The organism is Streptomyces musisoli (assembly GCF_016741855.1).
GTDB classification, from domain to species: Bacteria; Actinomycetota; Actinomycetes; order Streptomycetales; family Streptomycetaceae; genus Streptomyces; species Streptomyces musisoli.
The window spans coordinates 45110-67009 of the sequence record NZ_JAERRH010000021.1; the positions used below are offsets into that span (position 1 = coordinate 45110).

Consider the following 21900-nt stretch of genomic DNA (forward strand, 5'->3'; position numbering starts at 1 on the left):
GGGAGGATCGCGCACATGACAGCACTCGACCTCAGCAGCCCCGTGGCCGTCGTCGGCACCGGCACCATGGGCCAGGGAATCGCCCAGGTCGCGCTGGTCGCCGGGCATCCCGTGCGGCTCTACGACGCCGTTCCCGGGCGGGCCCGGGAGGCGGCCGAAGCGATCGGCGCCCGTCTCGACCGGCTCGTGGAGAAGGGCCGGCTCGCCGGTGACGACCGGGACGCGGCCCGTGCCCGCCTCGAGCCCGCCGACGGCCTCACCGAACTGGCCGACTGCGCCCTGGTCGTGGAGGCCGTCCTGGAACGGCTGGACGTCAAGCAGGAACTCTTCCGCGAACTGGAGGACGTGGTCGCCGAGGACTGCCTGCTCGCCACCAACACATCCTCGCTCTCGGTGACGGCCGTGGGCGGTGCCCTGCGCCACCCGGGCCGCTTCGTCGGCCTGCACTTCTTCAACCCGGCGCCGCTGCTGCCGCTGGTCGAGGTGGTCTCCGGGTTCGCCACGGACGTCACGTCGGCCACGCGCGCGTACGAGACCGCCCGCGCCTGGGGCAAGACCCCTGTGGCCTGCGCGGACACCCCGGGCTTCATCGTCAACCGCATCGCCCGCCCCTTCTACGCCGAGGCGTTCGCCGTCTACGAGGCGCAGGCCGCCGACCCCGCGACCATCGACGCGGTCCTGCGCGAGTCCGGCGGCTTCAGGATGGGCGCCTTCGAACTGACCGACCTGATCGGCCAGGACGTCAACGAGTCCGTCACCCACTCCGTGTGGCAGTCCTTCTTCCAGGACCTGCGCTTCACCCCCTCCCTGGCGCAGCGCCGGCTGGTGGAGTCCGGCCGGCTCGGCCGCAAGAGCGGGCGCGGCTGGTACGACTACGCCGACGGTGCCGAGCGGCCCGAGCCGCACACCGCCGACAAGGAGCGGCCGCCCGCCTACATCGTCGCCGAGGGCGGCCTGGGCCCGGCGGCCGAGCTGCTCACGCTGGTCCGCGAGGCGGGCATCCAGGTCCGCGAGGAGGACGAGGACAACGGCTCCCGCCTGGTGCTGCCCAGCGGCGGTCATCTGGTCCTCGCCGACGGCCAGACCTCCGCGGAGTTCCGGGACGTCGTCCACTTCGACCTCGCGCTGGACTACCGCACGGCCACCCGGATCGCCCTGTCCGCATCCCAGGACACCTCGCCGCAGACCCTCGCCGAGGCCATCGGGCTGTTCCAGGCGCTGGGCAAGGACGTCAGCGTCATCGGCGACGTCCCCGGCATGATCGTCGCCCGCACGGTCGCCCGGATCATCGACCTCGCCCACGACGCCGTCGCCAAGGGCGTGGCCACCGAGGAGGACATCGACACCGCGATGCGCCTGGGCGTCAACTACCCGCTCGGCCCCTTCGAATGGGACCGCGGGATCGGCCGCGAGTTCGCCTTCGACGTCCTGGACGAGATGCACGAGCGCGACCCCTCCGGACGCTACGCGCCCTCCCTCGCGCTCTACCGCCACGCGTACGCCATCGACAAGCGGGAGGGCACCGTATGACCACGGCCAGACGCGACACCTACACGCCCGAGACGCTGCTCTCCGTCGCCGTGCGGGTCTTCAACGAGCGCGGCTACGACGGCACCTCCATGGAGCATCTGTCCAAGGCTGCCGGCATCTCCAAGTCGTCGATCTACCACCACGTCAGCGGCAAGGAGGAGCTGCTGCGCCGGGCCGTCAGCCGTGCCCTGGACGGCCTGTTCGCCATCCTGGACGAGGAGCACGCGCGCGCGGGGCAGTCCGTCGACCGGCTGGAGCACGTCGTGCGCCGCATGGTCGAGGTGCTCATAGCCGAGCTGCCCTATGTGACGCTGCTGCTGCGTGTGCGCGGCAACACGGAGACCGAGCGGTGGGCGCTGGAGCGCCGCCGCGACTTCGACCACCGGGTCGCCGAGCTGCTGAAGGCGGCGGCGGCCGACGGGGACGTGCGCGGGGACGTGGAGGTCCGCCTGGCCACCCGGCTGGTCTTCGGAATGGTCAACTCCATCGTGGAGTGGTACCGCCCGGACGCGCGGGGCGCGAGCGGCCAGGAGGTGGCCGACGCCGTCGTCCGGCTGGTCTTCTCTGGCCTGCGCCAGGCCTGACCTCAGCTGTCGGGCTCCAGGTCCTCCTCCTCGAACACCAGCAGCGTGCGGGTGCTGAGCACCTCGGGGATCGCCTGGAGCCGGGTCAGTACCAGCTCGCGCAGCGCCCTGTTGTCGGGCGTGTGCACCAGCAGCAGCACGTCGAAGTCACCGCCCACCAGGGCGATGTGAGAGGCGCCGGGCAGCTGTCTGAGCTGCTCGCGGACCGTGCGCCAGGTGTTCTGGACGATTTTCAGCGTGATGTAAGCGGACGTGCCGTGGCCCGCCCGCTCGTGGTCCACCCGGGCGCTGAAGCCCCTGATCACCCCGTCCTCGACGAGCCGGTTGATGCGCGCGTAGGCGTTGGCGCGCGAAACGTGGACACGTTCGGCGACGGACCGTATCGAGGAACGGCCGTCCGCCTGGAGGATCCGCAGGATGTCCTGATCGATGGCGTCCAGCGGGCGTGGCGGCGGAAGCGCGACACCTTCCCGCGGCCCTTCGGCCATTTGTTCAGGCTCCATGTCCCCCCGCTCCCTCGCCGTGGACGTCCTGCGTTCATTCCAGGCTGTGGAGAACCGTTTGTCCACAGCCTGAAGGCGCCTGTAGCCAAAATGTGCCGACGACCGAACAATCGGTAGGTGAGGCGGGTCACAGCCGACACGCCTCCCGTAGCCGCTCCCACGAGGAGGTGCCGTCATGACGGTTCTGGAGCAGCGGGGCGCGTACCGGCCTTCGCCGCCGCCCGCCTGGCAGCCCCGTATGGACCCCGCGCCGCTGCTGCCCGACGCCGAGCCCTACCGCGTCCTCGGCACCGAGGCGGCCGGAAAGGCAGACCCCGGCCTGCTGCGCCGGCTCCACGCCGAGCTGGTCCGCGGACGCCGGTACAACACGCAGGCCACCGCGCTGACGAAGCAGGGCCGGCTCGCCGTCTATCCGTCCAGCACCGGCCAGGAGGCCTGCGAGGTCGCTGCCGCCCTGGCCCTGGAGGAGCGCGACTGGCTCTTCCCCAGCTACCGCGACACGCTCGCCGTCGTCGCCCGGGGCGTGGACCCGGTCGAGGCGCTCACCCTGCTGCGCGGCGACTGGCACACCGGCTACGACCCCTACGCCCACCGGGTGGCCCCCCTCAGCACCCCGCTGGCCACCCAGCTGCCGCACGCCGTGGGCCTCGCCCACGCCGCCCGCCTCAAGGGCGACGACGTGGTCGCGCTCGCCATGGTCGGCGACGGCGGCACCAGCGAGGGCGACTTCCACGAGGCGCTGAACTTCGCCGCCGTCTGGCAGGCACCGGTCGTCTTCCTGGTGCAGAACAACGGCTTCGCCATCTCCGTCCCGCTCGCCAAGCAGACCGCCGCACCCTCCCTGGCCCACAAGGCCGTCGGGTACGGCATGCCGGGCCGGCTGGTCGACGGCAACGACGCCGCGGCCGTGCACGAGGTCCTCAGCGACGCCGTACGGCACGCGCGCGCCGGTGGCGGCCCGACCCTGATCGAGGCGGTGACGTACCGCATCGAGGCCCACACCAACGCCGACGACGCCACCCGGTACCGGGGCGACACCGAGGTCGAGGCCTGGCGCGCCCACGACCCGGTCGAACTGCTGGAACGCGAACTGACCACGCGCGGCCTGCTGGACGAGGACGCCATTGCCGCCGTCCGGCAGGACGCCGAGACGATGGCTGCCGACCTGCGGGAACGCATGAACCGGGACCCCGAACTCAACCCGATGGACCTCTTCGACCACGTCTACGCCGAGACCACCGCCCAACTGCGCGAACAGCGCGCCCTGCTGCGGGCCGAGCTGGAGGCCGAGCAGGAGCAGCACGGTGAGTCCGGCGAGCCGGGCGCACAGGAAGGCGGCGCCCGATGACGACCGTCGCCGTCAAGCCCGCCACCATGGCGCAGGCCCTCACCCGCGCGATGCGCGACGCCATGGCAGCCGACCCCACCGTGCACGTCATGGGCGAGGACGTCGGCACCCTCGGCGGTGTCTTCCGCGTCACCGACGGGCTCGCCAAGGAGTTCGGCGAGGACCGCTGCACCGACACCCCGCTCGCCGAGGCCGGCATCCTCGGCACCGCCGTCGGCATGGCCATGTACGGCCTGCGGCCCGTGGTGGAGATGCAGTTCGACGCCTTCGCCTACCCGGCGTTCGAGCAGCTGATCAGCCACGTCTCCCGGATGCGCAACCGCACCCGCGGCAGGATGCCCCTGCCGATCACCGTCCGCGTCCCCTACGGCGGCGGCATCGGCGGCGTCGAGCACCACAGCGACTCCTCCGAGGCCTACTACATGGCCACCCCGGGGCTGCACGTCGTCACCCCGGCCACCGTCGCCGACGCCTACGGGCTGCTGCGCCGCGCCATCGCCTCCGACGACCCGGTCGTCTTCCTGGAGCCCAAGCGGCTGTACTGGTCGAAGGACACCTGGAACCCCGAGCAGCCGACGGATGTGGAACCCATCGGCCGTGCCGTCGTGCGCCGACCCGGCAGCAGCGCCACGCTCATCACCTACGGCCCCTCGCTGCCGGTCTGCATGGAGGCCGCCGAGGCCGCCCGGGCGGAGGGCTGGGATCTGGAGGTCCTCGACCTGCGCTCCCTGGTGCCGTTCGACGACGAGACGGTCTGCGCCGCCGTACGGCGCACCGGCCGCGCGGTCGTCGTCCACGAGTCCACCGGGTTCGGCGGACCGGGCGGCGAGATCGCGGCCCGGATCACCGAGCGCTGCTTCCACCACCTGGAGGCGCCGGTGCTGCGCGTCGCCGGGTTCGACATCCCGTACCCGCCGCCCATGCTGGAGCGGCACCACCTGCCCGGCGTCGACCGCATCCTCGACGCCGTGGCCCGGCTGCAGTGGGAGGCCGAGGGCTGATGGCTCAGGTGCTGGAGTTCAAGCTGCCCGACCTCGGTGAGGGACTCACCGAGGCGGAGATCGTCCGCTGGCTGGTCCAGGTCGGTGACGTGGTCACCGTCGACCAGCCGGTGGTCGAGGTCGAGACGGCCAAGGCCATGGTCGAGGTGCCCTGCCCGTACGGCGGCGTGGTCACCGCGCGCTACGGCGAGGAGGGCACCGAACTGCCCGTCGGCGCCCCGCTCCTGACGGTCGCCGTGGGCGAGCCGGCGGCGGAGCCGGAGGGCTCGGGCAACGTCCTCGTGGGCTACGGCACCCAGGCCCCGGCGGCACGACGGCGCCGGGTCCGGGCGGGCACGGCCACCGCCAACGGGCAGGCCAGGAAGCCCGAGCCCGGCCCGATGACCCCCCACACGCGCGGTACCGCACCGGCCAGGGCACAGCTGCCCGCGCCCACGCCGGCATCCGCGCCTACGTCGGCATCCGCGCCTACGTCGGCATCCGCGCCCACGCAGGCAGCCGCAGCCGCGCACCCCGCCGCGCCCGTATCCGCCATGGCGCCCGCCCAGGGACCCGTCCCCGTGATCTCCCCCCTCGTGCGCAGGCTGGCCCGGGACAACGGCGTCGACCTGCGGCAGCTGGCCGGCTCCGGCCCGGACGGGCTCATCCTGCGCGCGGACGTCGAGAACGTGCTGCGAGCCGGCACCGCGCCCGCCCGTGCGGCCGACGAGCAGGCCGTACCGGCCCCGGCTGCGGCCCCCCGTGCCGAGGGCGAGGTCCGGATCCCGCTCAAGGGCATCCGCGGCGCCGTCGCCGACAAGCTGTCCCGCAGCCGCCGGGAGATCCCGGACGCCACCTGCTGGGTCGACGCCGACGCGACGGAACTCCTGCGCGCCCGGGCCGCGATGAACGCGGCCGGAGGCCCGAAGGTCTCCCTCCTCGCCCTGCTCGCCCGCATCTGCACGGCCGCCCTGGCCCGGTTCCCCGAGCTGAACTCCTACGTCGACACCGACGCCCGCGAGGTCGTCCAGCTCGGCCAGGTCCACCTCGGGTTCGCCGCCCAGACCGAACGCGGGCTGGTCGTACCGGTCGTCCGGGACGCCCACGCGCGCGACGCCGAGTCCCTGACCGCCGAGTTCGCCCGGCTCACCGAGGCAGCCCGCACGGGCACGCTCACACCCGGGGAACTCACCGGCGGGACCTTCACGCTGAACAACTACGGCGTCTTCGGCGTCGACGGTTCCACCCCGATCGTCAACCACCCCGAGGCGGCCATGCTCGGCGTCGGCCGCATCATCCCCAAGCCGTGGGTGCACGAGGGCGAACTCGCCGTCCGCCAGGTCGTCCAGCTCTCGTTCACCTTCGACCACCGGGTGTGCGACGGCGGCACCGCGGGCGGGTTCCTGCGGTACGTGGCGGACTGCGTGGAACAGCCGGCGGTGCTGCTGCGCACGCTGTGAGAGATGAGCGTGCGCACGCTGTGACGTACGACCGGTCCGGAAGGCGGGGCGGGCAGGACATACTCGAGGAGTGACCACCGCACCCGCCGCCTCCGGGGCGCCCGCGCCGTACGACGCCGTCGTGCTGGCCGGCGGCTCCGCCCGGCGGCTCGGCGGGGCCGACAAGCCCGCGGTCCGGGTCGGGGGCCGCGCGCTGCTCGACCGGGTGCTCGCGGCCTGCGCGGGCGCCCGGACGACCGTCGTCGTCGCCGCCCCCCGGCCCACCGCCCGGCCGGTGCGCTGGGCGCGCGAGGAGCCGCCCGGTGGCGGGCCGGTCGCCGCCCTGGAGGCCGGCCTGCGGTGCACCACCGCCGGGCACGTCCTCGTGCTCTCCGCCGACCTGCCCTTCCTCGAACGAGGCACGGTCGAGCGGCTGCTGACCACCCTTCGGGACACCGGTGCCGACGGCGCGCTGCTCACCGACGCCGACGGCCGCGACCAGCCGCTCGTGGCCGCCTACCGCACCGCGGCCCTGCACCGCGAGCTGACCGCCCTCGCCGTCACGCACGACGGCCTCACCGGGCTGCCCCTGCGCCGGCTGACCGGCGCCCTCCGCCTCACCCGCGTCCCCGGCCCGCTCGCGTCCTTCGACTGCGACACCTGGGACGACATCGCCGACGCCAGGGCACGGATCAGGGAGCATGGCCACGTGTTGGATGAATGGATCTCCGCAGTCAAGGACGAACTGGGCATCGACCTGGACGTCGACACCGGCGTCCTGCTCGACCTGGCCCGTGACGCCGCACACGGCGTGGCCCGCCCGGCCGCCCCGCTGACCACCTTCCTCGTCGGCTACGCGGCGGCGAAGGGCGCGGGCGGCCCGGAGGCCGTCGCCGAGGCCGCCCGCAGGGCCGCCGCGCTGGCCCTCAGGTGGCAGGAGGAGAGCAACGTGGGCAAGGACGAGAGCAACGGGGGCCCGAGCGCCCCGGACGCCGGATGACCGCCCCCGGCACCCGGGCCGAGGCGCCCGCCGGGGACACCGACGACCTCGATGTCGAGGAGGCCCTGGCGCTGGTGAGGGAAGGCCACCGGGAATCCCGGGACGACGGCACCGACGACGGGGCGGGCCAGGTGCCCGGCCCGTCCCCGCGGCCCGCCGGTGAACGGCCCGCCGAGCGGCACAGGGCCACCCCCTGGCCCCGGGCCCGCGAGATCGCGGCCCGTGCCGCGCGCGCCCAGGGCACGAGGGGCGAGGGAGGCGCCGCCGCCGGTGCCCGACGCGCCCCCGTCCAGGTGTCCCTCGGTGACGCCCTCGGACTGGTCCTGGCCGCCCCCCTCGACGCGCTCACCGACCTGCCCTCCTTCGACACCTCCGCGATGGACGGCTGGGCGGTCGCCGGTCCAGGCCCCTGGCAGGTCCGGGAGGAGGGGGTGCTCGCCGGGCACGCGCAGCCCGAGCCGCTCACCGACGGCGAGGCCGTCCGCATCGCCACCGGTGCCCGCATCCCCGCCGACACCACCGCCGTCCTGCGGAGCGAGCACGGCCGGATCGACACCCAGGGCCGGCTGCACACCACCCTCCCCCACTCTCGGCTTCGCTCGAGCGGGGGGACCCCCATGCTGCACCACGGCCAGGACATCCGGCCACGCGGTCAGGAGTGCCGCAGCGGCGACCAGCTGCTGCCCGTGGGCACCCTGGTCACCCCCGCCGTCCTGGGCCTCGCCGCGGCGGCCGGCTACGACACGGTCACCGTCGTACCCCGCCCCCGCGTCGAAGTCCTCGTCCTCGGAGACGAGTTGCTCACCGAGGGTCTGCCGCACGACGGGCTGATCAGGGACGCGCTCGGCCCCATGCTCCCGCCGTGGCTGCGCGCGCTCGGAGCCGACGTCATCGCCGTCCGCCGGATCGGCGACGACGCCCGGGCGCTCCGCAAGGCGGTCACCGGTTCCAAGGCCGACCTGATCGTCACCACGGGCGGCACCGCGGCCGGACCCGTCGACCACGTCCACCCGATCCTGGAACGCATCGGCGCCGAACTCCTCGTCGACGGTGTCAAGGTCCGCCCCGGCCACCCCATGCTGCTGGCCCGCACCAAGGACCACCAGCACCTCGTCGGCCTGCCCGGCAACCCCCTCGCGGCCGTCTCCGGCCTGCTCACGCTCGCCGAACCCCTGCTGCGCACCCTCGCCGCCCATCCCGCCCCCGAGCCGTACACACTGCCCCTGAAAGAGGCGGTGCAGGGGCACCCGTACGACACCCGGCTCATCCCCGTGGTGCTGCGGGGCGACCACGCCGTGCCGCTGCACTACAACGGCCCGGCCATGCTCCGCGGCGTCGCCGCCGCCGACGCGCTGGCCGTCGTACCCCCGGGCGGGGCCCGGCAGGGCGAGGAGGCGGAGCTGCTGGACCTGCCTTGGGCGACCGCCGGAATCGGGGTGTGTTTCACGTGAAACTTCCGGGCCATGACGCCATCGCCCGCCAGGTGGGCGACCACCTGGTGACCCATCGGGTGAAACTGCCGAGAAAAGTGGTGGAGCGCCCGATCCGCCAGGTCGTCAAGCGGCTGATCATGGCCCTGCTGCTCCTGGTCGCCACCGCGTTCGTCGTCTACGCCGACCGGGACGGCTACCAGGACGACTCCGACGGCACCCTCGACCTGCTCGACGCGTTCTACTACGCGACCGTCACCCTCTCCACCACGGGATACGGCGACATCACCCCGGTCAGTGACAGCGCCCGGCTCACCAACATCTTCGTCATCACGCCCCTGCGCGTGCTGTTCCTGATCATCCTGGTCGGCACCACGCTGGAGGTCCTCACCGAACGCACCCGGGAGGAATGGCGCCTGAACCGCTGGAGGTCCACCTTGCGCGACCACACCGTCGTCATCGGTTTCGGTACCAAGGGGCGGTCGGCCATCCAGACCGTCTGCGTGACCGGGCTGAAGAAGGAGCAGGTCGTCGTGGTCGACCCCAGTGCCAAGGCGATCGACGCGGCGACCGCCGAGGGCTACGCCGGGGTCATAGGTGACGCCACCCGCAGTGACGTGCTCAAGCAGGCGGAGGTCCACAAGGCCCGGCAGATCATCGTCGCCCCGCAGCGCGACGACACCTCGGTCCTCGTCACGCTGACCGCCCGCCAGCTCAACCGCAGCGCCAAGATCGTGGCCGCCGTCCGCGAGGAGGAGAACGCCCCGCTGCTCAAGCAGTCCGGCGCCGATGCCGTCATCACCAGTTCCGGCGCGGCCGGCCGGCTGCTGGGCCTGTCCGTGCTCAGCCCCGCCGCCGGCATGGTGATGGAGGACCTCATCCAGCAGGGCAGCGGGCTGGACCTGGTGGAACGCCCGGTGGTCCGCGGCGAGGTGGGCATGAAGCCGCGGGAGACGGACGACCTCGTGGTGAGTGTCGTCCGCGGGCACCGGGTGCTCGGCTACGACGATCCGTCCGTCGGCACCCTCCAGCTGACCGACCGGCTCATCACCATCGTCCGGGCCACCCCGGCCGCCCAGGTCACCCCGAACATCCGCCCTCTGCCACGCGGATGACGGGGCCGTCGGGGAGTAGCGTCACCGGCATGCATGCGATCACGATTCCCGAACCTGGTGGTCCCGAGGCGCTGGTGTGGGACGAGGTCCCCGACCCGGTGCCCGGCGAGGGCGAGGTGCTGGTCGAGGTGGTGGCCAGCGCCGTCAACCGCGCCGACATCCTGCAGCGCCAGGGCTTCTACAACCCACCGCCCGGTGCCTCCGCCCACCCCGGCCTCGAGTGCTCCGGCAGGATCGCCGCGCTCGGCCCCGGCGTCTCCGGCTGGGCCGTCGGCGACCAGGTGTGCGCGCTGCTCGCCGGCGGCGGCTACGCCGAGAAGGTCGCCGTACCGGCCGGGCAACTGCTGCCCGTGCCCGAGGGCGTCGACCTCACCCGGGCGGCGGCGCTGCCCGAGGTGGTCTGCACGGTCTGGTCCAACGTGTTCATGGTCGCCCACCTGCGTCCGGGCGAGACGCTGCTGGTGCACGGCGGCTCCAGCGGCATCGGCACCATGGCGATCCAGCTCGCCAAGGCCGTCGGCGCCAGGGTCGCGGTGACCGCCGGCACGAAGGAGAAGCTGGACCAGTGCGCCGAACTCGGCGCGGACGTGCTCATCAACTACCGCGAGCAGGACTTCGTCGCCGAGATCAGGCAGGCCACCGACGGCGCGGGCGCCGACGTCATCCTCGACAACATGGGGGCCAAGTACCTGGACCGCAACGTCCAGGCCCTCGCGGTCAACGGGCGCCTCGCGATCATCGGCATGCAGGGCGGAGTCAAGGGCGAGCTGAACATCGCCGCGCTGCTCAACAAGCGGGCCGCGATCAGCGCGACCTCGCTGCGCGCACGGCCGCTGAGCGAGAAGGCGGCCATCGTCGCCGCCGTACGCGAGCACGTGTGGCCCCTGTTCGCCGCCGGGCACGTCCGCCCGGTCGTCGACCGTGAGCTGCCGATGCGGGAGGCGGCCGAGGCGCACCGCCTGGTGGAGGCGAGCGGTCACATCGGCAAGGTGCTGCTGGTGGCGGCGTAGCGGCCGGGCCGGTGCCGGACGGTCAGCTCCTGCGGAGCCGCAGGCCCAGGAACGCCAGTCCCAGGCCCAGGCCTATGAGGACGAGGCCGCTGCCCAGCGGGAGGATCCGCAGGACCGGCTCGGTGGCGGCCTCGCCCCGCTCGGCCGCCTGCCGGGCGTCGGGTGTCAGCGGGGGCGTGGCGGAGTCGAGGCCGGTCCCGACGGACGGCTCGTAGGCGGTGGGCAGGTTCGTGGTCTCCGGTTCCGCCGGCTGTGCGGCCTGGGTGGCCGGAGCGGGATCGTCGTCGCCCTCCACCTCGGTCGAGGGGCCGTCCGGCCGGCCCGGCCGCATCCGTCCCTCACCGGCCCGGCTGCCCGCCCGGGACGGCGAGGCGGAGGCGAGCGGGAGATAGGGGAGGACCGACGCCGAGGCGGAGTCGGACGGCATGGGCACGGGGGTGGCCGGGTCCGGCTGTGCGAGGCCGTCGGGAGCGGACGGCTCCGGGCTCGGGCCTTCGTGCCCCGGCCGCTGCTCCTCCGGGTGCCCGCGGACCGGCGCCGAGTGGTGCGCGGGCGAGTGCTCCGCAGCCGGGTGCCGCGGGTCGGAGCGGTCCGGGGACGCGTGCCCCGTCGGCCCGCGCTCCTCCTCTCCGTGCCCCGTGGCGGACACCCGGGCGGGGTCCGGCCCGGCGGGGTACGCGGCCGTGCTGCCGTACGCGACGGCGACGCCGTACAGCGGCAGAGCCGCCACTGTCAGGACGGCCAGCAGCCTCAGACGGCGGAACGTGAGACGTAGGCGTGGAGTCACGTCGGTGACCTCCCGGAGCCCAGGTGTCGTGACTTGTGGATAACCGACGGGAATAAGCCTCACATTCAACGCCTGATAGGGCATTTCGGATTGCTCCGTCAGGTCTAAACGGTGGATCAACCCCATGAGGGGGCACCACGGTGATGAGGTGTTGGCGTGCGAGAGAATGGCGGCATGGAGATGCCGAGGAACGAACGGTCGCCGGAGAATCCCCAGATCCTCGTCGTGGGGCAGGACGGAATGGCGCTCGGCGGCGGCGGGGACCAGGACTCCCGTGAGACCCCGCTGACGGAGCAGGTGGAACAGCCGGCCAAGGTCATGCGGATCGGCAGCATGATCAAGCAGCTTCTGGAGGAGGTGCGCGCGGCTCCCCTCGACGAGGCCAGCCGGGTACGGCTGAAGGAGATCCACGCCAGCTCGGTGAAGGAGCTGGAGGACGGCCTGGCCCCGGAGCTGGTCGAGGAACTGGAGCGGCTCTCCCTGCCGTTCACCGACGAGGCCACCCCCAGCGACGCCGAACTGCGCATCGCGCAGGCACAGTTGGTGGGCTGGCTGGAAGGCCTCTTCCACGGGATCCAGACGACACTGTTCGCCCAGCAGATGGCCGCGCGGGCCCAACTGGAGCAGATGCGCCGCGCGCTCCCGCCGGGCGTCTCCGGTCACGAGGGGGGCGACGAGCACCACGCGGGCGGCCGCTCGGGCGGGCCGTACCTGTAACGCGGGCGGGCCGTGGCCGAAGGCGGCCGCCGGGGCGCGGGCGGCTCGCCCGTCGCGGCACCTGAGGCGGCCCACCCGGCCGCCCGGTACGCGGCCCACGCACCCGACTCATCCATGACACACGAAGGGCCCGGCGGACGACCGCCGGGCCCGACCTATGCCCCGACCCGCGGGGCCGGCGGGGGCTGTGTCCGCACCGCCCCCGCCCGGATCACTGGGGATTGCCGGTCGACACGCTCAGCTGGATGCTGCCCGGATCGTCCGGGTCGATGTCCGTGCCCGCGGCGGGGAACTGGTTCAGGACGGTTCCGTCGCCCCAGGTGTTGTCGTCCTGGTCCTTGATGTCCCACTTCCAGCCCGCGGCCTGGAGGCACTCCTTCACGGAGTCGATGTCCTTGTAGCGCAGGTCGGGCATCTCGGCCTTCTCCGGGTCCTTCCACGACTCCTGCGGATCGGTGCACTTCTCCTTGTCGATCCGCCGGGTGTGGTCCGGGCCGCGGTAGCCCGCGCGGTGGGACGAGGACGCCGAGGCGCTGGAGCCGCCGCTGCCGCCCTTGCTGTCGTCGCCGTTGTCCTTCAGCGTCAGCGCGACGATCAGCCCGGCCACCACGACGGCCGCCACCGCCACGGAGCCGATCACCACCGGCCGCTTGCTCCGGCCGCCGCCGGCGGGCTGCCCGGCCGGCTGCGGCGAGATCGTGTACGGCGGCGGGGTCTGCGGTGCGGTCTGCGGGCCGTAGCCCACGGCAGGCGTCTGGTACCCGCCCTGCTGCGGGTAGCCGTAGGACGGGGCGGGCGTCGGGTGGCCGTAGGGGTTCGGGACCGGGGTCGGATGCGGAGCCGGCTGGTACGGCGTCTGCACCTGACCCTGCTGCGCCGGGGGCGCCTGGCCGACCGGCGGGAACACCGCGGAGCCGACGCCCGAGCCGCTCTGCTGCGGCCCGGCGCCCGGCACGATGCTCGGCGCGGCCGCCTGGAAGGACGCCGCGACCCGCAGGCACTCGGCACGCATGGACTCGGCGGTCGGGAAGCGCTCGTTCGGGTTCTTCTTCAGCGCGCGGGCGACCAGCGCGTCCACGGCGGGCGGCAGGGCGCGGTTGACGGAGGAGGGCGCCACCGGCTCCTCCTGCACATGCGCGTAGGCGATCGCCAGCGGCGAGTCCGCGTCGAACGGCAGCCGCCCGGTGACGAGCTGGAACAGCATGATGCCGACCGAGTACAGGTCGGAACGGGCGTCCACGCCCCGGCCCAGGGCCTGCTCGGGCGAGAGGTACTGCGGGGTGCCGACGACCATGCCGGTCTGGGTCATCGAGGTGACGCCGGACTGCATGGCGCGGGCGATGCCGAAGTCCATGACCTTGACCACGCCACGCTTGGTGGTCATCACGTTGCCCGGCTTGATGTCGCGGTGGACCAGCCCCATCTCGTGGCTGATCTCCAGGGCTGCGAGCACGTCGGCGGTGACCTTCAGCGCCTTGTCGGCGGGCATCGCGCCGTACTGCCGTATGTCCTGCTCCAGGACCGAGCCCAGCGGCCGGCCCTCGACGTACTCCATGACGATGTACGGCGTCGCCATGCCGTTCAGCTCGTCCTCGCCCGTGTCGAAGACGGAGACGATATTGGTGTGCGTGAGCTTGGCCACGGCCTGCGCCTCGCGGCGGAAGCGCTCCCGGAACGCCTGCTCCCGGCCGAGTTCGGTGTGGAGCGTCTTGATCGCCACCTGGCGGTCCAGCACCGTGTCGTACGCCAGGTGCACCGAGGCCATACCGCCCTCGCCCAGCAAGTCGCGCAGCTGATAGCGGCCACCGGCCAGCGCCTGCCCCGCGTACCGGCCGTGTGCGCCGTCCTGGCTCATCTCTCCGCGTCCCCCACTGGCCGTCCGGCGCCGTCCTCCAGCGAACAGGCCTTGATCGAATGTGTCATTCCCGGCCAAGTCTGCCCCAGGGCACCGACACGTCAAGCTCGGTGCCCGTTCCGTGACCGTACGCGCAAGAAGCGTCGCGCAAGCGTTACAGGGGACGTACGACCGGCGCACAGAATTTGCACGACAGCGCGTGCTACAGGTTTCATGACCGGTCCGTCTCGGGTCGGTCCCGGTTGCCGTTCCGAACCGGTGGCCCCCACGGAGGCTGTAGCGTGGCCGACGGAGACCGTGACAACACCGCGCGCACCGCGGGCAGAAACGACGGCGAGGACTGATGGCACAGACGCAGCGCTCTCAGGGCCCGTCCGACCCCGAGGCGACTGGCGGCGGCATGTCAGACTCGCCGGAGCTGTGGGGCAACGGCGGGCTCGTCGGCGACGGTCGGTACCGGCTCACGCACCGGCTGGGCCGCGGCGGCATGGCCGAGGTGTTCGCGGCCGAGGACGTCCGTCTGGGCCGCACGGTAGCCGTCAAGCTGCTCCGCGCGGACCTGGCCGAGGATCCGGTCTCCAAGGCGCGTTTCACCCGCGAGGCACAGTCCGTCGCAGGACTCAACCACCACGCGATCGTCGCCGTGTACGACTCCGGCGAGGACGTGGTGGGCGGCCAGTCCGTGCCGTACATCGTCATGGAACTGGTCGAGGGCCGCACCATCCGCGACCTGCTGCTGAACGCCGAGGCGCCGGGCCCCGAGCAGGCGCTCATCATCGTCTCCGGCGTGCTGGAGGCGCTCGCCTACTCGCACCAGCATGGCATCGTCCACCGTGACATCAAGCCGGCGAATGTCATCATCACCCACAGCGGTGCCGTCAAGGTGATGGACTTCGGCATCGCCCGCGCCCTGCACGGCGCGTCCACGACGATGACGCAGACCGGCATGGTCATGGGCACCCCGCAGTACCTCTCCCCGGAGCAGGCGCTCGGCAAGGCCGTCGACCACCGCTCCGACCTGTACGCGACCGGCTGCCTGCTGTACGAACTCCTCGCGCTGCGGCCCCCGTTCACCGGTGAGACCCCGCTGTCGGTGGTGTACCAGCACGTCCAGGACATGCCGGTGCCGCCGTCGCAGGTCGTCGAGGGGACGTGCCCGCCCGAGCTGGACGGCCTGGTCATGCGCTCCCTCGCCAAGGAGCCCGACGACCGGTTCCAGACGGCCGAGGAGATGCGCGGCCTGGTCCAGTACGGCCTGCAGATGCTGTACGACCAGGGCGCCCACACCGGCACCTGGAACACCGGTCCGGTCGAGGCGCACGACGGCCGGCACACCCCGGCGGGCGGCTTCGCCGGAACGACCGCCATGCCGCACCCCATGAACGGGGGCGGCACCGCGCAGATCCCGCAGCCGATCCTGCCCGCGGGCTACGGCAGCGGCGACGACGGCGGCTTCGAGGGGCACGGAAACAAGGGCAGCGGACGCGGCAAGCTGTGGATCCTCGCCGTCCTCGCGGTCATCGCGATCGCGGCGGGCGTGGCGCTGGCGCTGAAGAACACGGGCGGCACCGGCGGCAGCGGCACCGACACCAAGCCGACGACGACGCACTCCAAGAGCACGAAGCACGAATCGCCCTCCCCGAGCCCGTCCGACGACGACACCGGTCAGCCCACCGATACCCAGACGGACACCGGCAGCTCGGACACCGGCACCGGCACCGGCTCCGGCTGGCCGCCGGCGACCCCGCCGTCGTACAGCCAGTCGCAGTCGGCCCCGTCCACCCCGAGCGGCGAGCCGTCGAACCCGCAGCCCTCGCAGTCGCAGCCGACGGACCCGACGGACGGCGGGACCACGGAGGGTGGCGGCACCACCGACGGCACCACCGACGGGACCACCGACGGCGGCGGCACCACCGACGGCACCACCACGGAGGGCGGCACCACCACCGACGGGACCACGACGGACGGCGTCACGGGCGAAACCACCGGTTGAAGCACCCCCACGGCGGCCGGGACGGCATGGCCCGACCCGGCCTGACCTGACCTCGTCCCGGTCCGTCCCGGCTCACTGCACGAACGCGTCGCACACCGCGTCGTACTCGCGCGTCCACCACACCGCGAGCGCCGACGCGGCCGGGAACTGACAGTCCGCGCGCGTGTCACCGCGCTCGTAGTGCCAGCGCAGCATCCAGAAGTCGTTCAGCCGCTCCCACCACACCCGGTGCACGGCCGCCGCCAGCTCCGAGGGCGTGGCGCCGGCCGCGCGCCGGTACGCGCGCGCGTAGGCACGCACCTTCGGCAGGTCCAGCGTCCCGCCGGGCCGTACGAAGAAGATCACGGCGGCCCGTACGGCCTCCTCCGCGCGCGGCTGCACGCCGAGCCGGTCCCAGTCCACGATGGCGGCCGGGGCGTCGTCCTTGTAGAGCAGGTTGAACGGGTGGAAGTCGCCGTGCACCCAGCCCACCGAGCCGCCGCGTGGCGGGCGCCGCTCCGCGTGCTGTTCCAGGAGCGCGCGGCGTTCCAGCAGCCGGTGCCGGGCGAGTTCGTCGAAGGCGTCGGCGGGGCGGTGCCGGCGCACGTGAGCGAGCAGGTCGTCGATGAGGGCGAAGGTGTCGGCCGGGTCGGCGCTCTCCACGGGGTGCGGACCGGTCGCCGGGCGCGTGCGCCCCTTGGGCGGCATGACGCGCTCCAGACAGGCGTGTACGGCGCCCAGGAGCGCCCCCAGGCGTGCGCTCTCCCCGCGGGTGAGCTGGCCGCCGTGGCGGTGCCTGCCGTCGATCCAGGGGTGCAGGGCGTAGGCGTGGCCTCCGACGACGGCGACCGTGCGGCCCTCGCGGTGCGCGAGCGGCAGGGGGACGGGGACGCCGAGGTCGGCCAGGCGCTGGGTGGCTCGGTGGCGGCGCTCGATGGCGGCCGGGTCGGCGGTGTCGGGGTCGAAATGGTGTTTGAGGAAATAGCGGCCGCGGGTGGTGCACAGCCGGTAGCCGCGGTTGAGCAGCCCCTGGTCGACCGGCTCACAGGTGAGGGCGGTACCCGCGGCGTACAGGCGCAGCAGGGCGCCCAGAGGGGGCGCGTGGGGCACAAGGGGGGGTACACATGAGCGCGGCACGCGCCAGATGTTAGGGCACGCGCGGCCCCTGTGAGCTGGGGCTTGTCACAGGCAGTCGCCGACGGTCGCTTTCGGTCATGGCGCGGGCTTTTCCGCCTGGATACGGGCGACATGGGCGGCCGCCTGAGAACGCCGCCGCATTCTGGGTCTGGCGAGCAGTCCGGAGACGTAATTCTTGATCGTCTTTTCTGTGAGATGCAGCCGCCCGCCGATCTGGCGATTGGTCAGTCCTTCGTCTATCAGTTCGAGAATTCGGCGTTCCGGCGTACGTCGAGCACCGCCACATCGGGGCGGGTGGCCGGAATGCGCGCCAGGGCGTCCGCCGCCGTGCCGGCCTCGCCGACCACCTCGATGTCGGGCTCCACGGAGAGCATCTCGTGGGCGCCACGACGGGCGACCTCGTGGCCATCGAGCAGAAATACCCGTATTTTTCCGTTTTCGAGCACGAGGTAGGTCTCACATGGAACTCTTCCCGTGACCTGGGTGCGCGGGATAACGTGCGGTTGCTCCGGACAGCCGCAAGGCTGTGACCAGCGCTCTTCGACTTCACCGCGATTTACTTGGAAATCCAAGCAAAATCGCAGGTCAAACGGGGTTTCACAGAAATGTGAGGCACTGGGTAACGTAATCGTTGCAGGGCGCTCGCCGGGGCACCTGTCACGCCTGTTCCCGGCCGAGTGGCACCCACCCCGTGCCCGGTGGTCGAAACAGGTGAGCCGCACTGGCCTACCGGCAACCCCGGGGGCCGGAACGACGGAGGAGCACACGTGACCGTGGAGAGCAGTGCCGCGCGCAAGCCGCGACGCAGCGCCGCAGGCAAGGCCGGCACCACCGGCACCAAGCGCACCACCCGCAGTACCGCCAGCAAGAGCACCGAACCCGAACTCGTGCAGCTCCTGACCCCGGAGGGCAAGCGGGTCAAGAACGCCGAGTACGACGCCTACGTCGCCGGCATCACCCCCGAAGAGCTGCGCGGCCTGTACCGCGACATGGTGCTCACCCGCCGCTTCGACGCCGAGGCCACCGCCCTGCAGCGCCAGGGCGAACTGGGCCTGTGGGCGTCCCTGCTGGGCCAGGAGGCCGCCCAGATCGGTTCCGGCCGGGCCACCCGCGAGGACGACTACGTCTTCCCGACCTACCGCGAGCACGGCGTCGCCTGGTGCCGCGGCGTCGACCCGACCAACCTGCTCGGCATGTTCCGCGGCGTGAACAACGGCGGCTGGGACCCCAACAGCAACAACTTCCAGCTGTACACGATCGTCATCGGCTCCCAGACGCTGCACGCCACCGGCTACGCGATGGGCATCACCAAGGACGGCGCCGACTCCGCGGTCATCGCCTACTTCGGTGACGGCGCCTCCAGCCAGGGCGACGTCGCCGAATCGTTCACCTTCTCCGCGGTCTACAACGCCCCCGTGGTGTTCTTCTGCCAGAACAACCAGTGGGCGATCTCCGAGCCGACCGAGCGCCAGACCCGCGTCCCGCTCTACCAGCGCGCGCAGGGCTTCGGCTTCCCCGGCGTCCGGGTCGACGGCAACGACGTGCTGGCCTGCCTGGCGGTCACCAAGTGGGCGCTGGAGCGCGCCCGGGCCGGCGAGGGCCCCACCCTGGTCGAGGCGTACACCTACCGCATGGGCGCCCACACCACCTCCGACGACCCGACCCGCTACCGGGGCGACGAGGAGCGGCAGGCATGGGAGGCGAAGGACCCGATCCTGCGACTCCGCCGGTACCTGGAGGCCTCGAACCACGCGGACGACGCGTTCTTCGCGGAACTCGAGACGGAGTCCGAAGCGTTGGGCAAGCGAGTGCGCGAAGCGGTCCGCGCCATGCCCGACCCGGACCACTTCGCCATCTTCGAGAACGCGTACGCGGACGGGCACGCGCTCGTCGACGAGGAGCGCGCCCAGTTCGCCGCCTACCAGGCGTCGTTCGCCGATGAAGGGGGTCACTGAGATGGCCGAGAAGATGGCGATGGCCAAGGCCATCAACGAGTCGCTGCGCCGTGCCCTGGACGCCGACCCCAAGGTCCTCGTCATGGGTGAGGACGTCGGCAAGCTCGGTGGTGTCTTCCGTGTGACGGACGGCCTGCAGAAGGACTTCGGCGAGAGCCGGGTCATCGACACCCCGCTCGCGGAGTCCGGCATCGTCGGCACCGCCATCGGACTGGCCCTGCGCGGCTACCGCCCGGTGGTGGAGATCCAGTTCGACGGCTTCGTCTTCCCGGCCTACGACCAGATCGTCACCCAGCTCGCCAAGATGCACGCCCGCTCCCTGGGCAAGGTCAAGCTTCCGGTCGTCGTCCGCATCCCCTACGGCGGCGGCATCGGTGCGGTCGAGCACCACTCCGAGTCCCCCGAGGCGCTGTTCGCGCACGTGGCCGGCCTGAAGATCGTCAGCCCGTCCAACGCCTCCGACGCCTACTGGATGATGCAGCAGGCCATCCAGAGCGACGACCCGGTGATCTACTTCGAGCCCAAGCGGCGCTACTGGGACAAGGCCGAGGTCGACTTCGAGGCGATCCCGGCCCCGCTGCACAAGGCGCGCGTGGTCCGCGAGGGCACCGACCTCACCCTGGCGGCCTACGGCCCGATGGTGAAGCTCTGTCAGGAGGCGGCCGCCGCGGCGGCCGAGGAGGGCAAGTCCCTGGAGGTCCTGGACCTGCGCTCGGTCAGCCCCCTCGACTTCGACGCCGTCCAGGCCTCGGTGGAGAAGACCCGCCGCCTCGTCGTGGTGCACGAGGCACCGGTGTTCTTCGGCTCCGGTGCGGAGATCGCCGCGCGGATCACCGAGCGCTGCTTCTACCACCTGGAGGCACCGGTCCTGCGGGTCGGCGGCTACCACGCCCCGTACCCGCCGGCCCGCCTGGAGGAGGAGTACCTGCCTGACCTGGACCGCGTGCTCGACGCCGTCGACCGCTCGCTGGCGTACTGAGGAGAGGTTCGTGACGACGATGACGGAAGCGTCCGTACGCGAGTTCAAGATGCCCGACGTGGGCGAGGGACTCACCGAGGCCGAGATCCTCAAGTGGTACGTCCAGCCGGGTGACACGGTCACCGACGGCCAGGTGGTCTGCGAGGTGGAGACCGCCAAGGCGGCGGTGGAACTCCCCATCCCCTACGACGGCGTGGTGCACGCACTGCACTTCCCCGAGGGCACCACGGTGGACGTGGGCACGTCCATCATCGCGGTGGCCGTGGCCGGCGGTGCCGCGCCGGAGGCGCCCGCCGAGCAGCCCCAGGCGGAGCCCGCCCAGCCGCAGGCCGCGTCCGCCCAGCCGCAGGACGAGGCCAAGCCGGAGGGCCGCCAGCCGGTCCTCGTCGGTTACGGCGTGGCGACCTCCTCCACCAAGCGCCGCCCCCGCAAGGGCCCCGAGGTGACCGTCCCGGCGCCGGCACAGGCGATCCAGGCGGAGCTGAACGGCCACGGCGGCGCGGTCACCGAGAAGTCCCGCCCGCTGGCCAAGCCCCCCGTGCGCAAGCTGGCCAAGGACCTCGGCGTCGACCTGGCCGTGATCATCCCGTCCGGCCCGGACGGCATCATCACCCGTGAGGACGTCCACGCGGCGGCCGCACCGCAGGCCGCCGAGCCGGTCCCCGCGGCCGCCCCGGCCGCCGCCCCCGTGGCCGCCGCGCCCGCGGCGGCGTACGACGGCGCGCGCGAGACCCGCGTCCCGGTCAAGGGCGTCCGCAAGGCCACCGCGCAGGCGATGATCGGTTCGGCCTTCACGGCGCCGCACGTCACCGAGTTCGTGACGGTGGACGTGACCCGCACGATGAAGCTGGTCGAGGAGCTGAAGCAGGACAAGGACATGCAGGGCCTGCGGGTCAACCCGCTCCTGCTGATCGCCAAGGCCCTGCTGGTCGCCATCAAGCGCAACCCGGACATCAACGCCGCCTGGGACGAGGCCAACCAGGAGATCGTGCTCAAGCACTACGTCAACCTGGGCATCGCGGCGGCCACTCCCCGCGGCCTGATCGTCCCGAACATCAAGGACGCGCACGACAAGACGCTCCCGCAGCTGGCGGAGGCGCTGGGCGAACTGGTGGCGACGGCCCGCGAGGGCAAGACCTCGCCCGCCGCGATGCAGGGCGGCACGGTGACCATCACCAACGTCGGCGTCTTCGGCGTCGACACGGGCACCCCGATCCTCAACCCGGGGGAGTCGGCGATCCTCGCGGTCGGCGCGATCAAGCTCCAGCCGTGGGTCCACAAGGGGAAGGTGAAGCCGCGCCAGGTGACCACCCTGGCCCTGAGCTTCGACCACCGCCTGGTCGACGGCGAGCTGGGCTCGAAGGTGCTGGCCGACGTCGCGGCGGTCCTGGAGCAGCCGAAGAGGCTGATCACCTGGGCGTGACAGCCGTGGTCGAGTGACGTCCGAGACGAGGGTGCCGGTCGCAACTCCGGATTGCGACCGCCCCCTCTCTCTCGTTTCGCTCAGAACTGGCGGAGCACGCACACCGGAGCCCCGCCCCGCGAGCGGATTCAGACAT

18 protein-coding genes and 1 pseudogene are annotated in these 21900 nt (G+C 72.5%); 14 read left to right on the forward strand and 5 right to left on the reverse strand.

Features of this window, described 5'->3' with window-relative positions; translation table 11 throughout:
* Positions 1 to 15 precede the first annotated feature (15 nt).
* Both JK361_RS34195 and JK361_RS34200 read left to right on the forward strand, forming a co-directional pair.
* Positions 16 to 1530, forward strand: a complete 1515-nt coding sequence (locus JK361_RS34195) for a 3-hydroxyacyl-CoA dehydrogenase (RefSeq protein WP_201825829.1) — start codon at positions 16 to 18, stop codon at positions 1528 to 1530.
* Positions 1527 to 2114, forward strand: coding sequence for a TetR/AcrR family transcriptional regulator (locus tag JK361_RS34200; RefSeq protein ID WP_201825831.1), 588 nt, complete (start codon positions 1527 to 1529; stop codon positions 2112 to 2114). The genes JK361_RS34195 and JK361_RS34200 overlap by 4 nt, the downstream gene beginning before the upstream one ends.
* A 2-nt stretch (positions 2115 to 2116) precedes the next feature.
* Here JK361_RS34200 and JK361_RS34205 read toward each other — a convergent pair whose 3' ends face one another.
* Complete coding sequence (locus JK361_RS34205; RefSeq protein ID WP_201825920.1) at positions 2117 to 2602, reverse strand: Lrp/AsnC family transcriptional regulator; 486 nt, start codon at positions 2600 to 2602, stop codon at positions 2117 to 2119.
* A gap of 190 nt (positions 2603 to 2792) precedes the next feature.
* Between JK361_RS34205 and pdhA (JK361_RS34210) the strand changes: the two genes are divergently transcribed.
* The 7 genes from pdhA (JK361_RS34210) (at position 2793) to JK361_RS34240 (ending at position 10939) form a co-directional block, all read left to right on the forward strand.
* On the forward strand, positions 2793 to 3965 hold the full coding sequence (pdhA, locus tag JK361_RS34210) for a pyruvate dehydrogenase (acetyl-transferring) E1 component subunit alpha (protein ID WP_201825833.1): 1173 nt from the start codon (positions 2793 to 2795) through the stop codon (positions 3963 to 3965).
* Positions 3962 to 4966: an alpha-ketoacid dehydrogenase subunit beta gene (locus JK361_RS34215; protein ID WP_201825835.1), complete on the forward strand. Its 1005-nt coding sequence runs from the start codon at positions 3962 to 3964 to the stop codon at positions 4964 to 4966. The genes pdhA (JK361_RS34210) and JK361_RS34215 overlap by 4 nt, the downstream gene beginning before the upstream one ends.
* Entirely contained in the window at positions 4966 to 6405 is a 1440-nt protein-coding gene (locus JK361_RS34220; protein WP_201825837.1) for a dihydrolipoamide acetyltransferase family protein, read from the forward strand. Before JK361_RS34215 ends, JK361_RS34220 begins: the two co-directional genes overlap by 1 nt.
* A 70-nt stretch (positions 6406 to 6475) precedes the next feature.
* Complete coding sequence (locus JK361_RS34225) at positions 6476 to 7384, forward strand: NTP transferase domain-containing protein (protein WP_201825839.1); 909 nt, start codon at positions 6476 to 6478, stop codon at positions 7382 to 7384.
* Entirely contained in the window at positions 7381 to 8835 is a 1455-nt protein-coding gene (locus JK361_RS34230; protein ID WP_201825841.1) for a molybdopterin molybdotransferase MoeA, read from the forward strand. The genes JK361_RS34225 and JK361_RS34230 overlap by 4 nt, the downstream gene beginning before the upstream one ends.
* The gene (locus tag JK361_RS34235; protein ID WP_201825843.1) at positions 8832 to 9929 is read left to right on the forward strand and encodes a potassium channel family protein; all 1098 of its coding nucleotides are present in this window, start codon (positions 8832 to 8834) and stop codon (positions 9927 to 9929) included. Before JK361_RS34230 ends, JK361_RS34235 begins: the two co-directional genes overlap by 4 nt.
* 29 nt (positions 9930 to 9958) lie before the next feature.
* Positions 9959 to 10939 (forward strand): NAD(P)H-quinone oxidoreductase, encoded by a 981-nt coding sequence (locus JK361_RS34240; RefSeq protein WP_201825845.1) that lies wholly within the window; start codon positions 9959 to 9961, stop codon positions 10937 to 10939.
* Positions 10940 to 10961: 22 nt separating this feature from the next.
* Here the strand turns inward: JK361_RS34240 and JK361_RS34245 are convergent, their stop codons facing one another.
* The gene (locus JK361_RS34245) at positions 10962 to 11726 is read right to left on the reverse strand and encodes a hypothetical protein (RefSeq protein WP_201825847.1); all 765 of its coding nucleotides are present in this window, start codon (positions 11724 to 11726) and stop codon (positions 10962 to 10964) included.
* Between the two features lie 174 nt (positions 11727 to 11900).
* Here JK361_RS34245 and JK361_RS34250 point away from each other — a divergent pair, with 174 nt between their 5' ends.
* Positions 11901 to 12443 (forward strand): bacterial proteasome activator family protein, encoded by a 543-nt coding sequence (locus JK361_RS34250; protein ID WP_201825849.1) that lies wholly within the window; start codon positions 11901 to 11903, stop codon positions 12441 to 12443.
* A 211-nt stretch (positions 12444 to 12654) separates the two neighbouring features.
* Here the strand turns inward: JK361_RS34250 and JK361_RS34255 are convergent, their stop codons facing one another.
* Positions 12655 to 14298 (reverse strand): protein kinase domain-containing protein, encoded by a 1644-nt coding sequence (locus JK361_RS34255; RefSeq protein WP_201825851.1) that lies wholly within the window; start codon positions 14296 to 14298, stop codon positions 12655 to 12657.
* 343 nt (positions 14299 to 14641) lie between these two features.
* Between JK361_RS34255 and JK361_RS34260 the strand changes: the two genes are divergently transcribed.
* A complete protein-coding gene (locus tag JK361_RS34260; protein ID WP_201825853.1) occupies positions 14642 to 16291 on the forward strand; it encodes a protein kinase domain-containing protein in 1650 nt (549 codons plus the stop codon).
* A 72-nt stretch (positions 16292 to 16363) separates the two neighbouring features.
* Here JK361_RS34260 and JK361_RS34265 read toward each other — a convergent pair whose 3' ends face one another.
* Together JK361_RS34265 and JK361_RS34270 are read right to left on the reverse strand one after the other, a co-directional pair.
* A complete protein-coding gene (locus JK361_RS34265; protein ID WP_201825855.1) occupies positions 16364 to 17380 on the reverse strand; it encodes a phosphotransferase in 1017 nt (338 codons plus the stop codon).
* 102 nt (positions 17381 to 17482) lie between these two features.
* A pseudogene (locus JK361_RS34270) lies at positions 17483 to 17853 on the reverse strand (response regulator transcription factor).
* Between the two features lie 321 nt (positions 17854 to 18174).
* Between JK361_RS34270 and pdhA (JK361_RS34275) the strand changes: the two are divergent.
* From pdhA (JK361_RS34275) to JK361_RS34285, 3 genes are read left to right on the forward strand one after another with little or no spacing between them, the layout of a single operon-like run.
* Positions 18175 to 19362: a pyruvate dehydrogenase (acetyl-transferring) E1 component subunit alpha gene (pdhA, locus tag JK361_RS34275; RefSeq protein ID WP_201825857.1), complete on the forward strand. Its 1188-nt coding sequence runs from the start codon at positions 18175 to 18177 to the stop codon at positions 19360 to 19362.
* Between the two features lies 1 nt (position 19363).
* Complete coding sequence (locus JK361_RS34280; protein ID WP_201825859.1) at positions 19364 to 20341, forward strand: alpha-ketoacid dehydrogenase subunit beta; 978 nt, start codon at positions 19364 to 19366, stop codon at positions 20339 to 20341.
* A 10-nt stretch (positions 20342 to 20351) separates the two neighbouring features.
* Entirely contained in the window at positions 20352 to 21764 is a 1413-nt protein-coding gene (locus JK361_RS34285; RefSeq protein ID WP_201825861.1) for a dihydrolipoamide acetyltransferase family protein, read from the forward strand.
* Positions 21765 to 21900 lie beyond the last annotated feature (136 nt).

Coding starts and splice junctions, on each gene's coding strand:
- JK361_RS34200 (WP_201825831.1), top strand. CDS start 1,527: ATGACCACGGCCAGACGCGACACCTACACGCCCGAGACGCTGCTCTCC.
- JK361_RS34280 (WP_201825859.1), top strand. CDS start 19,364: ATGGCCGAGAAGATGGCGATGGCCAAGGCCATCAACGAGTCGCTGCGC.
- JK361_RS34215 (WP_201825835.1), top strand. CDS start 3,962: ATGACGACCGTCGCCGTCAAGCCCGCCACCATGGCGCAGGCCCTCACC.
- JK361_RS34260 (WP_201825853.1), top strand. CDS start 14,642: ATGGCACAGACGCAGCGCTCTCAGGGCCCGTCCGACCCCGAGGCGACT.
- JK361_RS34240 (WP_201825845.1), top strand. CDS start 9,959: ATGCATGCGATCACGATTCCCGAACCTGGTGGTCCCGAGGCGCTGGTG.
- pdhA (WP_201825833.1), top strand. CDS start 2,793: ATGACGGTTCTGGAGCAGCGGGGCGCGTACCGGCCTTCGCCGCCGCCC.
- JK361_RS34205 (WP_201825920.1), bottom strand. CDS start 2,602: ATGGCCGAAGGGCCGCGGGAAGGTGTCGCGCTTCCGCCGCCACGCCCG.
- JK361_RS34255 (WP_201825851.1), bottom strand. CDS start 14,298: ATGAGCCAGGACGGCGCACACGGCCGGTACGCGGGGCAGGCGCTGGCC.
- JK361_RS34220 (WP_201825837.1), top strand. CDS start 4,966: ATGGCTCAGGTGCTGGAGTTCAAGCTGCCCGACCTCGGTGAGGGACTC.
- JK361_RS34195 (WP_201825829.1), top strand. CDS start 16: ATGACAGCACTCGACCTCAGCAGCCCCGTGGCCGTCGTCGGCACCGGC.
- JK361_RS34230 (WP_201825841.1), top strand. CDS start 7,381: ATGACCGCCCCCGGCACCCGGGCCGAGGCGCCCGCCGGGGACACCGAC.
- JK361_RS34250 (WP_201825849.1), top strand. CDS start 11,901: ATGGAGATGCCGAGGAACGAACGGTCGCCGGAGAATCCCCAGATCCTC.